General features: G+C 71.3%; 13 protein-coding genes. 5 read left to right on the top strand and 8 right to left on the bottom strand.

The annotated features are described in order from the left end of the window. Nucleotides 1-88: 88 nt before the first annotated feature. The gene (gene rsmI / locus OG623_RS20570; protein WP_406148284.1) at nt 89-985 is read right to left on the bottom strand and encodes a 16S rRNA (cytidine(1402)-2'-O)-methyltransferase; all 897 of its coding nucleotides are present in this window, start codon (nt 983-985) and stop codon (nt 89-91) included. Nucleotides 986-1,038: 53 nt separating this feature from the next. Here rsmI and OG623_RS20565 point away from each other — a divergent pair, with 53 nt between their 5' ends. Further along, complete coding sequence (locus OG623_RS20565) at nt 1,039-2,808, top strand: dolichyl-phosphate-mannose--protein mannosyltransferase (protein ID WP_406148283.1); 1,770 nt, start codon at nt 1,039-1,041, stop codon at nt 2,806-2,808. Between the two features lie 118 nt (nt 2,809-2,926). Beyond that, nucleotides 2,927-4,555, top strand: coding sequence for a penicillin-binding transpeptidase domain-containing protein (locus tag OG623_RS20560; RefSeq protein WP_406148281.1), 1,629 nt, complete (start codon nt 2,927-2,929; stop codon nt 4,553-4,555). A gap of 89 nt (nt 4,556-4,644) precedes the next feature. Here OG623_RS20560 and OG623_RS20555 read toward each other — a convergent pair whose 3' ends face one another. Both OG623_RS20555 and OG623_RS20550 read right to left on the bottom strand, forming a co-directional pair. Then, nucleotides 4,645-5,019: a hypothetical protein gene (locus tag OG623_RS20555; protein ID WP_406148280.1), complete on the bottom strand. Its 375-nt coding sequence runs from the start codon at nt 5,017-5,019 to the stop codon at nt 4,645-4,647. A 127-nt stretch (nt 5,020-5,146) separates the two neighbouring features. After that, nucleotides 5,147-6,184, bottom strand: coding sequence for an ArsR/SmtB family transcription factor (locus OG623_RS20550; protein ID WP_406148279.1), 1,038 nt, complete (start codon nt 6,182-6,184; stop codon nt 5,147-5,149). Between the two features lie 97 nt (nt 6,185-6,281). Here OG623_RS20550 and OG623_RS20545 point away from each other — a divergent pair, with 97 nt between their 5' ends. Beyond that, entirely contained in the window at nt 6,282-6,791 is a 510-nt protein-coding gene (locus tag OG623_RS20545; RefSeq protein WP_406148277.1) for a YbaK/EbsC family protein, read from the top strand. After that, nucleotides 6,788-7,639: an EamA family transporter gene (locus OG623_RS20540; protein ID WP_406148276.1), complete on the top strand. Its 852-nt coding sequence runs from the start codon at nt 6,788-6,790 to the stop codon at nt 7,637-7,639. The genes OG623_RS20545 and OG623_RS20540 overlap by 4 nt, the downstream gene beginning before the upstream one ends. 13 nt (nt 7,640-7,652) lie before the next feature. On the opposite strand, the gene OG623_RS20535 is transcribed toward OG623_RS20540, so the two are convergent. The 5 genes from OG623_RS20535 to OG623_RS20515 all read right to left on the bottom strand — a co-directional run bounded on the left by OG623_RS20535 (nt 7,653) and on the right by OG623_RS20515 (nt 12,420). Next, nucleotides 7,653-8,543: an SDR family NAD(P)-dependent oxidoreductase gene (locus OG623_RS20535; protein WP_406148274.1), complete on the bottom strand. Its 891-nt coding sequence runs from the start codon at nt 8,541-8,543 to the stop codon at nt 7,653-7,655. Beyond that, on the bottom strand, nt 8,540-9,700 hold the full coding sequence (locus OG623_RS20530) for a serine hydrolase domain-containing protein (protein ID WP_406151932.1): 1,161 nt from the start codon (nt 9,698-9,700) through the stop codon (nt 8,540-8,542). Before OG623_RS20530 ends, OG623_RS20535 begins: the two co-directional genes overlap by 4 nt. Before the next feature lie 77 nt (nt 9,701-9,777). Beyond that, nucleotides 9,778-10,551: an energy-coupling factor ABC transporter ATP-binding protein gene (locus OG623_RS20525; protein WP_406148273.1), complete on the bottom strand. Its 774-nt coding sequence runs from the start codon at nt 10,549-10,551 to the stop codon at nt 9,778-9,780. Beyond that, nucleotides 10,548-11,309, bottom strand: coding sequence for a cobalt ECF transporter T component CbiQ (cbiQ, locus tag OG623_RS20520; RefSeq protein ID WP_406148272.1), 762 nt, complete (start codon nt 11,307-11,309; stop codon nt 10,548-10,550). Before cbiQ ends, OG623_RS20525 begins: the two co-directional genes overlap by 4 nt. A gap of 1 nt (nt 11,310) precedes the next feature. Next, on the bottom strand, nt 11,311-12,420 hold the full coding sequence (locus OG623_RS20515; RefSeq protein WP_406148271.1) for an energy-coupling factor ABC transporter permease: 1,110 nt from the start codon (nt 12,418-12,420) through the stop codon (nt 11,311-11,313). A 176-nt stretch (nt 12,421-12,596) separates the two neighbouring features. Here OG623_RS20515 and OG623_RS20510 point away from each other — a divergent pair, with 176 nt between their 5' ends. Beyond that, nucleotides 12,597-12,977: an SsgA family sporulation/cell division regulator gene (locus OG623_RS20510; RefSeq protein WP_406148270.1), complete on the top strand. Its 381-nt coding sequence runs from the start codon at nt 12,597-12,599 to the stop codon at nt 12,975-12,977. Nucleotides 12,978-13,000 lie beyond the last annotated feature (23 nt).

The raw sequence follows: 13,000 nt of genomic DNA, 5'->3' as shown, positions 1-13,000 counted from the left end.
ACGGCGAAGCACGAGGTCTGCCGAGTGTTGGAACGCTTTTGGCCGATCCGTGGCCGAACGACCCGATACGCGGCTCGGGCTTTACATTTCAGGCTAGTCCTTTGCCCTGATCCTGGCCGGTCCGAGCCGCGTTCTTTGCCGCGACCACCGCATCGAACACCTCGCGCTTGGGCAGCCCGGCGTCGGCGGCGACAGCCGCGATGGCCTCCTTGCGCCGCTCCCCCGCCTCCTCGCGCACCCGCACCCTGCGTACCAGCTCGGCGGCGTCCAGCCCCTCGTTCCCCGTGTCCGTGGCGCCCTCGACGACCACGGTGATCTCGCCGCGCACGCCATCGGCCGCCCAGACGGCCAGCTCGCCCAGCGGGCCGCGCTTCACTTCCTCGTAGGTCTTGGTCAGCTCCCGGCAGACGGCCGCCCTGCGGTCCGGCCCGAACACCTCGGCCATCGCGGCCAGGGTGTCGTCCAGCCGGTGCGGGGCCTCGAAGAAGACCATCGTGCGGCGCTCACCGGCGACCTCGCGCAGCTTCCCGAGCCGCTCGCCCGCCTTGCGCGGCAGGAAGCCCTCGAAGCAGAAGCGGTCCACGGGTAGCGCGGACAGTGCCAGCGCGGTCAGTACGGCCGACGGACCCGGTACGGCGGTGACCTTGATGTCCTGCTCCACGGCCGCCGCCACCAGCCGGTAGCCGGGGTCGGAGACGGACGGCATCCCGGCGTCGGTGACGAGCAGGACACGCGCACCGCCGACCAGTGCCTCGACGAGTTCGGGGGTGCGCGCCGACTCGTTGCCCTCGAAGTAGGACACGACACGCCCCGTCGTGTGGATGCCCATGGCCTGGGTGAGCCGACGCAGCCGCCGGGTGTCCTCGGCGGCCACCACATCGGCCGTCTCCAGCTCGGTGGCAAGCCGTGGCGGGGCGTCCGCCACATCGCCGATGGGGGTCCCTGCGAGTACGAGCGTTCCAGTCGTTCCAGTCACATCGGCCATCCTCCCAGCCCGGGCGGCACCACTCGCACAGATGCGTTCCCTACGATGGCGCGGTGACGAGTACTGCGCCCGAGGCCCAGCAGGGCAACGACGCCGGGGTTCACACCGGCGACCAGCCGCCTTCCTGGCAGCAGCGGCTGCGCCGCTTCGGCCATTCCCCACGGCCGGAGACGGGGCTGCGCGAGCGCCTCGACCCGCCCTATGCCCGCCCGGGCAAACAGTTCCGCGACGTCCTCCCGGTGCCACCGGTCATCGCCGACCGTCTGGTGCGCTGGTCCGCCTGGGGCGGGCCGCTGCTGGTCGCGCTGTTCGCCGGCGTGCTGCGGTTCTGGAACCTGGGCAGTCCGAAGGCGGTGATATTCGACGAGACGTACTACGCCAAGGACGCCTGGGCTCTGGTCAACCAGGGGTACGAGGGCTCCTGGCCCAAGGACGTCGACAAGCTGATCCTCAAGGACCCGTCCTCGGTGGACATCCCGGTGGACCCGGGGTACGTCGTCCATCCGCCGGTCGGCAAGTGGATCATCGGGTTCGGCGAGCAGGTCTTCGGATTCACACCGTTCGGCTGGCGCTTCATGGTGGCGCTGCTCGGCACCCTCTCGATCCTGATGCTGTGCCGCATCGGGCGACGTCTGTTCCGCTCGACGTTCCTGGGCTGCCTCGCGGGCACCCTGCTGGCCGTGGACGGGCTGCACTTCGTGATGAGCCGTACCGCGCTGCTCGACCTGATCCTGATGTTCTTCGTGCTCGCCGCCTTCGGGTGCTTCCTCATCGACCGTGACCGGTCCCGTCACAAGCTGGCCGCCGCGCTCCCGGTGGACGAGGAGGGCGTCCTGCGCCCGGACGCCCACATCGCCGAGACGCTCCGCCTCGGGTGGCGGCCGTGGCGGATCATGGCCGGTCTGATGCTGGGCCTGGCCTTCGCCACGAAGTGGAACGGGCTCTACATCCTGGCCGCGTTCGGAGTGATGTCGGTGCTCTGGGACGTCGGCGCGAGGCGCACGGCGGGCGCCGTACAGCCGTACCGCACCGTCGCCCTCAGGGACCTGCTGCCCGCGTTCGTCTCGACGGTGCCGGTCGCGATCGGCACGTACCTCGTGTCGTGGACCGGCTGGATCGTCACGGACAAGGGGTACTACCGCAACTGGGCGGCCACCGAGGGCAAGGGCGGCAGCTGGACCTGGCTGCCGGACTGGCTGCGCAGCCTGTGGCACTACGAGTACCAGGTGTACGAGTTCCATGTGGGCCTGACCTCAGGACACACCTATCAGTCCAATCCATGGAGCTGGATCGTGCTGGGCCGCCCCGTCTCGTACTTCTACGAGGAGAAGACGGGCTGCGCGGAGTCCGCGACGGGCAAGTGCGCCCGCGAGGTCCTGGCGCTCGGCACCCCGCTGCTCTGGTGGGCGGCGTGCCTGGCGCTGCTGTACGTACTGTGGCGCTGGCTGTTCCGCCGCGACTGGCGGGCGGGTGCGATCGCGTGCGGGGTGGCGGCGGGCTGGGTGCCCTGGTTCCTCTACCAGGAGCGGACGATCTTCCTGTTCTACGCGGTCGTGTTCGTGCCGTTCCTGTGTCTGGCGGTCACGATGATGATCGGCGCCCTGCTGGGCCCCGCGACCGGCACGGGCGCGGGGCCCCGCCCGGGAGGGGAGCTCACCGCCGACCCCACGGGCGAACGCAGACGCACGCTGGGTGCCATCGCCGCGGGCGTCCTGGTGCTGCTGATCGTCTGGAACTTCATCTACTTCTGGCCGCTGTACACGGGCACGTCCATCCCGGACGGCTCCTGGCGCGACCGGATGTGGCTGGACACCTGGGTATAGCGGCGGGCTCCGGTAACAACCGCCCCGGCGTTCCCTTCTGTCCCGTAAGGTCTCGAAGGATGACACGCCCCTCGGAACAGTGTTCAAGGGGCGCTCCTGGGGAGGGGGGACTGCACAGATGCGCAGTGGAGCGAAGGTCGCCGTGATCGGCGGAGTGTTCGTGCTGGTGGCCGGGGGGCTCGGTTACGGCGTGTACGAGGTCGTGCTGGGAGGCGGCGGGTCCGGAGGGATGGGGTCCGCGTCCTCCGAGGTGAAGACAGGGCCACCGGACAAGAAGGAGATCGAGGAGACCGCCAAGGGCTTCCTCGAGGCATGGGCGTCGGGCGACGCGTCGGCCGCCGCCCTGCGCACGAACAACGAGAGCGTCGCCGAGCCGCTGCTGACCGGTTACGCCGAGGACGCCCACGTCACCAAGGCGGTGATCTCGCCGGGTACCGCCGTCGGCGCGAAGGTGCCGTTCACGGTGAAGGCGACCGTGTCGTACGGAGGCAAGACCAAGCCCTGGTCGTACTCCTCCGAACTGACCGTGGTGCGCGGCGAGACGACCGGCAAGGCCCTCGTCGACTGGCAGCCCGCGGTGATCCATCCGCAGCTCACCGAGGGCGCCTCGCTGAAGACCGGTGAGGCCTCGACGGCGGCCGTCGAGGCCGTCGACCACAACGGCAAGGTGCTCGACAAGGAGACCTACCCGTCGCTCGGGACGATCCTGGACAGCCTGCGGGAGAGGTACGGCGACACGGTCGGCGGTTCCCCCGGCATCGAGACATGGATCGAGCCGGCGGACGAGAAGGTTCCCGACACCACCCTGCTGACGCTCGCCAAGGGCAAGCCGGGCAAGCTGCGGACGACGCTCGACGCGGGCGCCCAGGCGGCGGCCGAGAAGGCGGTCAAGCAGTTCAGCGAGGCTTCGGTGGTCGCCGTCAAGCCGTCCACGGGCGAGATACGCGCGGTCGCCAACAACCCGGCGACCGGCTTCAACGCGGCGATGCAGGGCACGCAGGCGCCCGGTTCCACGATGAAGGTCATGACGGCCGCGCTGCTCCTGGAGAAGGGCCTGGTCACGGCGAACGGCCCCACGGAGTGCCCCAAGGAGGTGCTGTACCAGGGCCGTACGTTCCACAACCTCGACAACTTCGAGCTGCCCGCGTCCAGCAGCTTCACCACGAGCTTCGCCCGCTCGTGCAACACCGCCTTCATCAAGCTGATCGACGACACGAAGGACGACACGGCGCTGGCCAAGGAGGCCCGTGACGTCTTCGGTATCGGCCTCGACTGGAAGACCGGCATCACCTCCGTCGACGGCAAGGTGCCCGAGGAGGCCGGTGGTGAGGCCGCGGCCCAGTACATAGGCCAGGGCACCGTCCAGATGAACGCGCTCAACGTCGCGTCCATCACGGCGACCGCCCGCACCGGGACGTTCCATCAGCCGGTGATCGTCCCGCAGTCCCTGGACGACCGCGAGCTCGCCAAGGCGTCACGTTCGCTGCCGGGAGGCGTCACACAGCAGCTGAACGACATGATGCGGGCCACCGCGTCCTGGGGCACGGGCAAGGCTGCCATGGCCTCGGTCGGCGGTGACAAGGGCGCCAAGACGGGCTCGGCGGAGGTCGACGGCCAGGGCACGTCCAACAGCTGGTTCACCGGCTTCAGGGACGACCTCGCGGCAGCGGCGGTCGTCCAGTCCGGCGGCCACGGCGGCGACGCGGCGGGCCCGGTGGTGGCGGCGGTCCTCAGCGCGGGGTCCTGAACCCGCGCCACCCCGGGGGCGCCGGCCGCGCGGCCCCCGGGGTGTCAGGGCAGAACCTGACGGGCCTGGTCAGAACCCGCCCGGCAGGGTCAGGACTTGGCGAGCTTGATCGAGTTGATCGGGGTCAGGTTGGCGTCGGTGTACTGACCCGGGTAGCCCTTGGTGCCGCAGTTGACGCCGTCGTACCCCGTGCAGAGGGCCACGGATGCCCCTCCGGTCTGGTTGTTGAACACACGGTGCGTACCGAACTGGTTGACGAGGTTGTGCGCCCCGTACGTGTAGTACGTCAGCGTCGGCTTGTCGCCGTTCCACCCAGCCCCGGGGTAGACGCAGACGTATCCCGCCTTGCATCCGTGGACGGTGGCCTGGGCGCCCGACTCGGCGGCCTGTGAAGCGGCCCCCGTCGCCAGCACGGCGCCCGCCGCGAAGGTCAGTGCGACGGTGGCTCGTACGATCTTGCGCATGGTTCCTCCATTGCGTTCCCGGGCGCCCTTCCCCCGCAACTTCCCCCGTTGCGCGGGCGCTCGGCCTGACTGAAGACTGGCACCCCGGCTACCCCGGGCGCCGCACTCTTTCACCACGGTGGAAACGTCACCTTCGGACGCCTGCCGAGACGTCCGTCGAATCGAGCAACTGCCGCCCCAGCGGTGACGGAAGGTGCAGCACGCGCCGCCCCTCACGGCGGCAGGCGGCCAGTCCCGCCTCGCGCAGGATGGCCAGCTGCTGGCTGGTGTTGGGCAGCGAGGAGCCCACGGCTGCGGCGAGTTCGGAGGTCGAGGCACAGCCCTGGACCGCGATCTCGTACAGCAGGGCGGCGCGTGTGGGACCGAGCAGCTTGGCGAGCGACGATCCGGCGGGCGCCGACCCCGAGGACGACGGTCCGGAGGATGATCCGGGGACGATGTGCTTGTCGACCGGGTAGACCAGCATCGGCAGCAGCGCATCGTCGACCAGCGTGACCGGCATCCGCCAGCAGAAGTACGAGGGCACGAGCAGCAGGCCGCGCCCGTCCAGATGCAGGTCCTTGTCCACCGGGTAGGCCACCTCCAGCACCGGCGGGGACCACAGGAACATCGGCCGGAAGGTCTCCAGCAGCGCCCGTGTGCCGCCGGTCGACAGCTCCCGGGACCGCCAGGCGACATCGGAGGACACCGCTGCGTCGACGGTCTCCCGGAACGGGGCGACGAACAGCCGGTCGTAGGTGCTCAGCGCGCCGCCCAGCGCCCGCAGCGCCGCCGTGTCGCCCCGGGCGAGCTCCGCTGCCGCCGGGGGCCGGCCGCCGACCCCCGCCAGCAGCCCCAGCTCGGTGCGCAGCCGGGTACGCGGGGTGGTGAGCACCCGGTCGATCCCGTCCCGCAGATCACGGTTTCCGCCGTCCACAGCGGGTGTCAGGAAGTCGGGGAAGTAGGGCCCGTACGGCACCAGACCGCACAGGAACCGGGCCGCACTGCGCCCGGGTCCTTCCGTCCTCAGGCGCCCGGCGACGCTGCGCCGCCAGGGGCCGAACGCGACGGTCCCCTCCTTGTTCTGCAGCCGGCAGACGCTGCAGACGATCTCCCACAGCGGGTCGGGGCTACGGGCGATCCTGACGTATTCCAGGTCCTGGGCAGTGAAATGAATGCGCAGCAAGACGTCCCCCTTGTCGTACTCTTCACCACTCTGGGGGCGTGGACGGGCGCGAAGACAGGCGCAAGAGGGATTTCCGGCCGTGTGTAGCGTGCGGGGTATGAGCACTTCCGACATCACCCCCGCGACGAGCTCGTCCGATGCCCACCCCCGGTTCGCCGAGGCCCTGCGGGAGCTGGGCCTCGACGTCGAGGTACGCCGTTTCCCCGACGCCACCCGCACCGCGGTCGAGGCCGCCGCCGCGGTGGGCTGCGAACTCGGCCAGATCGTCAAGTCCCTGATCTTCGAGGCCGACGGTGTGCCGGTCCTGGTCCTGATGGACGGCTCGTCCCGGGTGGACGTGGAGCGCGTGCGGGCCGAGCTCGGCGCGGGAAAGGTCAGGCGGGCGGGTGCCGACCTCGTCCGGGAGACCACCGGATACGCGATCGGCGGGGTTCCGCCCTTCGGTCACCGTACGAGGACCCGGGTGCTGGCCGACCGGGGGCTGCTCGCCCACGCGACGGTCTGGGCGGCCGCGGGCACCCCGCACACGGTCTTCCCGCTGGACCCGCGGAGCCTGGTCACGCACGCCGGCGGCACCCTGGTGGACGTGCGCGAGCAGACCGCGTGACCCCGCTGGTGGCGGCGGCCGTCCTGGCCGCCGCGATCACGCACGCCAGCTGGAACGCCATCGCCCACGCCATCCGTGACCAGTTGGTGTCCTTCACCCTGATCTCCGGCGGCGGGGCGCTGATCGGTCTCGTACTGGCCTGTTTCGCGCCGCTCCCGGCGTCCGGAGCCTGGCCGTATCTGCTCGTCTCCGCGTGCCTGCACGTGGCGTACATGCTGCTGCTGATGCGTTCGTTCGCCCTGGGCGACTTCGGCCAGATGTATCCGATCGCCCGGGGCACTGCCCCGCTCGTCGTGACGGTGCTGGCGGCCGTGTTCATCGGGGAGCGTCCGGACCGCTGGGCGGCGGCGGGTGTCGCGGTCGCCTCGGCGGGGCTCGTCGGGCTGGCGCTGTGGGGCATCCGGGGCTCCGGCAAGCGGCCCCACCGGCCCGCCATCGCGGCGGCCCTCGCGACGGGTCTGGCCATCGCGGGCTACACGACGGTCGACGGAGCGGGGGTACGCGCCTCGAACACCCCGCTCGGCTACATCGCCTGGCTGATGATCCTGGAGGGGATCGCCATCCCCGCCTACGCGTTCTGGCGCCGCCGGGGCGAACTGCTGCCCCGGCTGACCCCGTTCGCGGCACGTGGACTGCTGGGCGCGGCCCTGTCGGTCGCCGCCTACGGCCTGGTCCTGTGGGCGCAGACGAGAGCCGCGCTCGCCCCGGTCGCCGCACTGCGCGAGTCCTCGATCATCGTGGGCGCGGCCATCGGGACGCTGTTCTTCAAGGAGCGGTTCGGGGCTCCGCGGCTGGCCGCGGCGGGGCTGATGGTGGTCGGCATCGGCCTGATGCTGCACACGAGCTGACCGTACGCCCGCGTCAGGATCCCGCTACGGGGGTTTCGGCGACCTCCGACAGCGCCGCGCGGAAGCCCGTGTTGACGGCCAGCAGGCCGCCGTCCACCCGCAGCGTGATCCCGGTGATCCAGGCCGCGTCCCGGGAGGCGAGGAAGGCGACCGCGGACGCGATGTCCTCGGGTTCGCCGACGCGGCCGAGCGGGTAGAGGGACTCCGCCCGCTCCAGTACGGCTTCGCGGCCCGCCCAGGCGTCCGTACGGATCGTGCCGGGGGCGATGAGGTTGACGCAGACGCCGCGTGGTCCCGCGTGGCCGGCGAGGGTGCGGGTCAGACCGGCCAGGCCCGCCTTCGCGGCGCTGTAGGCGTGGCCGCCGAAGTCCTGCTCGCCGTTCACCGAGCCTATGTTGACGATCGCGCCACGACCGGAGGCCACCAGGTGCGGCAGAGCGGCACGGGAGCAGCGGTAGGGGCCGGTCAGGGTGATGTCGAGGCTGCGGGCCCAGGCCTCGTCCGTCTCGTCCTCGAAGAGTTCGGCGTCCTGGTGGTCGGCGTAGGCGTTGTTGACCAGGGTGTCGAGCCGTCCGAAGGCGGTCACCGCGTGGGCCACCGCCGCGTCGACCGCCGCCCGGTCGCCGACGTCGCAGGCCAGCGCCTCGGCTGTGCCGCCCGCCTCGCGTATCGCGGCCGCCATGCGCTCGGCGCGGCCGGCGTCCAGGTCCGTGACCAGGACGGCCGCGCCCTCGGATGCGAGCCGACGTGCGGTGGCCGCCCCGATGCCCTGTCCGGCGCCGGTGAGGAGCGCGACGTATCCGTCGAGGCGCCGTTCGGTGCTTCCGCCGGGGCTTCCTTCGGTGCTTCCTTCGGTGCTTCCTTCGGGGCTTCCTTCGGGGCTTCCTTCGGGGCGAGAAGTCATAGCGCCGACCGTACTGCCCGGACCAGGGCCTGGGCACGGGGGTCGGCGGTAACTCCCTTCTGCAGACCGTTCGTCACATAGCCGAGCGCGACACCCGATTCGGGATCCGCGAAGCCCAGCGAGCCGCCGCGGCCCGGGTGCCCGAAGGACCCGGGGCCGAGCAGCGGCGCGGCCGGACCGTGCAGCATGTAGCCGAGGCCGAAGCGCGTGCTGACGACCAGCACCCGGTCAGGACCGGCCGACTCCTCGGTCCTGGCCAGGGTGAGGGTGGCGGGGGCGAACAGCCGCTGCCCGTCGACCTGGCCGATCATCGCGGCGTAGCAGCGGGCGAGTCCCCGTGCGGTGGCGACGCCGTTGGACGCGGGGAGTTCAGCCGCGCGGTAGTCCGGGGCGTTCTCGTCCGGGAAGGGGTCGATCGCCCCGAAGGCCCGGCGGGTCAGCGAGGCCGGATCCGCGTAGGCGTCGACGACGGAGCGCTTGGGCCGCACACGAAGGGCGCCGCTGCCTTCGGCCGGCGGAGGTTCGACGGGGCCGATCCGCCCGATGCGGTGCGCCTCGTCGGCCGGCAGCCCGAACCAGAAGTCCAGCCCGAGCGGGCGCGCAATCTCCTCGGCGATCCAGCGGCCGATGGTGCGCCCGGTGACCCTGCGCACCAGTTCCGCGACGAGCCAGCTGTAGGTCTGGGCGTGGTACCCGTGGTCGGCGCCCGGTTCCCACTGGGGCCGTTGGGCGGCGACGGCCCGCGGCCCGGTGACCCCGTCAGCGGCCTCTTCGGGTGTGAGCGTCCTGTCCAGGGCGGCCAGCCCCGCGCGGTGGGCGAGGAGATGGCGCACGAGGACGCGCTCCTTGCCGTTCGCCTTGAACTCCGGCCAGTACGTGCCGACGGGTGCGTCGAGATCCACCTGTCCGCGCTGATGCAGCAGCAACGGTACGGCTGCGGCGACGCCCTTCCCGGCCGAGCGGACGATCTGCACGGTGTCGACGGCCCAGGGCTCGACGCCGTCGACATCTCTCGTACCGGCCCACAGGTCCACGACCTTGCTGCCGTGACGGTAGAGGGCGACGGCCGCTCCCCGTTCCCCGCGCTGTTCGAAGTTACGGACGAAAGCGTCCCGTACCGCCTCGAATCCCGGCGCCACCGTGCCCCGTACGTCCACGCCTGCTCCCGCACTCCCGCTCATCCCCCCATGGTGCATCCCTGCGCAGGTGGGACGGGTGCCGGGTCACCCTCTGTTCACGAACGCGGAACGGTCACGGAACGCGGATCGAAACCGAAGGGCAACTCGAGCCGGTGCAGGCGCATCAGTGAGTCGTCGCACAGCAGGTCCTGTGTGCGGTCGTCGGCGCTGATCACGCCGTCGCTGAGGATGACGGCACGCGGGCAGAGTTCGAGTGCGTACGGCAGGTCGTGGGTGACCATCAGGACGGTGACGTCCAAGGAGCGCAGGATGTCGGCGAGTTCACGGCGGGAGGCCGGGTCCAGATTCGACGAGGGCTCGTCCAGGACGAGGATCTCCGGCTCCATGGCGAGCACGGTGGCGACCGCGACGCGGCGGCGCTGGCCGAAGGAGAGGTGGTGCGGGGGCCGCGCCGCGTACTCCTCCATGCCGACCCGCCGCAGCGCGGCCATGACCCGGTCTTCGAGCTCGGGGCCGCGCAGCCCGGCCGACGCGGGTCCGAAGGCGACGTCCTCGCGGACGGTCGGCATGAAGAGCTGGTCGTCGGGGTCCTGGAAGACGATGCCGACGCGGCGGCGGATCTCGGCGAGGTTCCCCTTCTCCACGGGCAGCCCGGCGACCCGGACGGTGCCGGCGCCCGCGTCGAGGATGCCGTTGAGGTGGAGGACGAGTGTGGTCTTGCCCGCTCCGTTCGGGCCGAGGAGCGCCACGCGTTCGCCCCTGGCCACGGTCAGGTCGACGCCGTAGAGGGCCTGATGGCCGTCGGGGTAGGCATAGGCGAGGCCGCTGACCTCGAGGGACGGGACGGGGGCCGCGCTGGTGTGGCTCATATGGTCCATCCCAGCAGACAGACGACGAGCGCGAGCACGGGGAGTGCCGCGGCGTGCGCCCACTGGGTGCGGGACGCGGTCACCTCGTCGATCACCGGCATGGTTCCGGTGTAGCCGCGGCTGACCATCGCGAGGTGGACGCGTTCGCCGCGCTCGTAGGACCGGATGAAGAGGGCGCCGGCCGTCTTGGCGAGGACACCCCAGTGGCGTACTCCGCTCGCCTCGAAGCCGCGGGAGCGGCGCGCGATCGACATCCGGCGCAGCTCGTCGGTGATGACGTCGCCGTAGCGGATCATGAAGGACGCGATCTGGACGAGCAGCGGCGGTAGCCGGAGCCGCTGGAGGCCGAGGAGCAGGGAGCGCAGCTCGGTGGTCGAGGCCAGGATCACCGACGCGGCCACACCGAGGGTGCCCTTCGCGAGTACGTTCCAGGCGCCCCAGAGGCCGGGGACGCTGACGGAGACACCGAGCAGCTCGGTCTGCTCGCCGGGTACGACGAAGGGCATGAGGAGCGCGAACGCCACGAACGGCACCTCGATGACCAGCCGCTTCAGCAGGAATCCGGCGGGAATCCGGGCCACTGCGGCGACGGCGGCGAGCAGCACCGCGTACAGGGCGAAGGCCCAGACGGCCTCGCGGGGGGTGGAGACGACGACCACGACGAAGCACAGGACGGCGGCGAGCTTGCAGTGCGGCGGCAGGGCGTGGACCGGGGAGTGACCGTGCCGGAAGAGCTTGTGCGCGTGGCCGGCTCCCATGTCAGACGGACTCGGCGGAGCGGTTCGTGGGAGCCTCCGGCGTACGGCTCCGGCGTACGGCCCAGAAGACGCCGCTGCCGACGGCGATGGTGACGCCGACGCCGATCACTCCGGCGAGGCCCCCGGAGACGCGGGCGTTGCCGATGTCCTTGACGCCGTAGTCGGCGAGCGGGGAGTCGGCCGCTCCGTGTTCCTGGACCTTCTCGTCGATGCCCTTGTCAGCGGCGACCTTCTCCAGGCCGTCGGGGCTCGCGGAGGCGTAGAAGGAGACGAAGCCGGCGAGGAGGAGCGCGGCGACCAGGCCGGTGGCCCAGACCTTGCGCGTGGAGCGGGCGGCCGCGGGGGCCGGGGCGCCGGATGCGGCCCGGGCGGCCGGTGCGGCCGGTGCGTCGATGAGTTCGCCGTCGACGCGGAGCTTGAGCGGGGCGGCCAGGCCACGGGCCCCGTGCACCAGGTCGGGGCGCACGGCGATCACGGCGCCGACGGTCAGTGCGGTGATCACGGCCTCCCCGATGCCGATCAGGACATGGACGCCGACCATCGCGGTGAGCACCTTGCCCACGGGTACGTCGGTGGTCCCGCCGATCGCGTAGATCAGGGTGAACACGACGGCGGCGGCCGGCACGGAGATGAGTGCGGCCACGAAGCTGGCGACGGTCGTCGAGCGGCGGGTACGGGGCAGCACACCGGTCAGCCCCCGGAAGAGGGCGTAGGCGACGACGGTGGTGACGACCCCCATCACCGTGATGTTCACGCCGAGCGCGGTGAGCCCGCCGTCGGCGAAGAGGATGCCCTGCATCAGCAGGACGACCGCTATGCAGAGCAGCCCTGTGTAGGGCCCCACCAGGATCGCGGCCAGCGCTCCGCCGAGCAGATGGCCGCTGGTACCCGCCGCGACCGGGAAGTTCAGCATCTGCACGGCGAAGATGAACGCGGCGACGAGCCCTGCCAGCGGCGCGGTGCGCTCTCCCCCACTCTCGGCTCCGTTCGAGCGGGAGGTGCCCCCGAGCTCCCGCCGGGCACCGCGGAGGCTGACGGCGACCGCGCCGGCGGCGACGACACCTGCGACGGCGGAGACAGGTGCGTTGATGAATCCGTCGGGTACATGCATGAAGGAGCTCCGCTTCGGACGTCGCTGCTGGCCGGATCGGGAAACGCTCCATGATAGAGCCCTCTTGCGAAGAGTTTGCAAGAGCGTATGTGTGACAACTAGGCCAACCTCAACATGCCCAAATGGGAATATATGGGACATTGGGGGGAGAGATTTTCACACAGGAGGAGCCGGCCATGTCCCTCGTGATCCAAGAACACGCCCGAGCCCGGCTCATCACCGACGGTCCCGACCCGCGGCCGGTCCCGGTCGAGCTGCGCTACGACCCCGACGATCCCGGGACCGTCCACATCCGGTTCCCCGGGGGCGTCGACCGGACCCTCGGCCTCGACCTCCTGGAGCGCGGACTGCGCGCCCCCGCCACCCGGGGCGACATACGGATATGGCCGTGCGGCCGTGCGCAGCTGGTCCTGGAGCTGCACGCGCCGGACGGTGTCGCCGTCCTCCAGTTCGACAACGCGCCCATCATCCGCTTCCTGACGCGCACCGGTGCGAAGGCGGCGAAGCGCCCGCCGGCCGCCGCCGCCAACGCCACGACCACCGCCACCCGCGCCTGAACGCGGGCGAGCCCCCGTGCCGC

Source organism: Streptomyces sp. NBC_01012 (genome assembly GCF_045162755.1).
GTDB lineage: Bacteria > Actinomycetota > Actinomycetes > Streptomycetales > Streptomycetaceae > Streptomyces.
This window is presented reverse-complemented; position numbering and strand designations above follow the sequence as displayed.

Coding starts and splice junctions, on each gene's coding strand:
- cbiQ (WP_406148272.1), bottom strand. CDS start 11,309: ATGGGAGCCGGCCACGCGCACAAGCTCTTCCGGCACGGTCACTCCCCG.
- OG623_RS20510 (WP_406148270.1), top strand. CDS start 12,597: ATGTCCCTCGTGATCCAAGAACACGCCCGAGCCCGGCTCATCACCGAC.
- OG623_RS20560 (WP_406148281.1), top strand. CDS start 2,927: ATGCGCAGTGGAGCGAAGGTCGCCGTGATCGGCGGAGTGTTCGTGCTG.
- OG623_RS20515 (WP_406148271.1), bottom strand. CDS start 12,420: ATGCATGTACCCGACGGATTCATCAACGCACCTGTCTCCGCCGTCGCA.
- OG623_RS20555 (WP_406148280.1), bottom strand. CDS start 5,019: ATGCGCAAGATCGTACGAGCCACCGTCGCACTGACCTTCGCGGCGGGC.
- OG623_RS20545 (WP_406148277.1), top strand. CDS start 6,282: ATGAGCACTTCCGACATCACCCCCGCGACGAGCTCGTCCGATGCCCAC.
- rsmI (WP_406148284.1), bottom strand. CDS start 985: ATGGCCGATGTGACTGGAACGACTGGAACGCTCGTACTCGCAGGGACC.
- OG623_RS20525 (WP_406148273.1), bottom strand. CDS start 10,551: ATGAGCCACACCAGCGCGGCCCCCGTCCCGTCCCTCGAGGTCAGCGGC.
- OG623_RS20535 (WP_406148274.1), bottom strand. CDS start 8,543: ATGACTTCTCGCCCCGAAGGAAGCCCCGAAGGAAGCCCCGAAGGAAGC.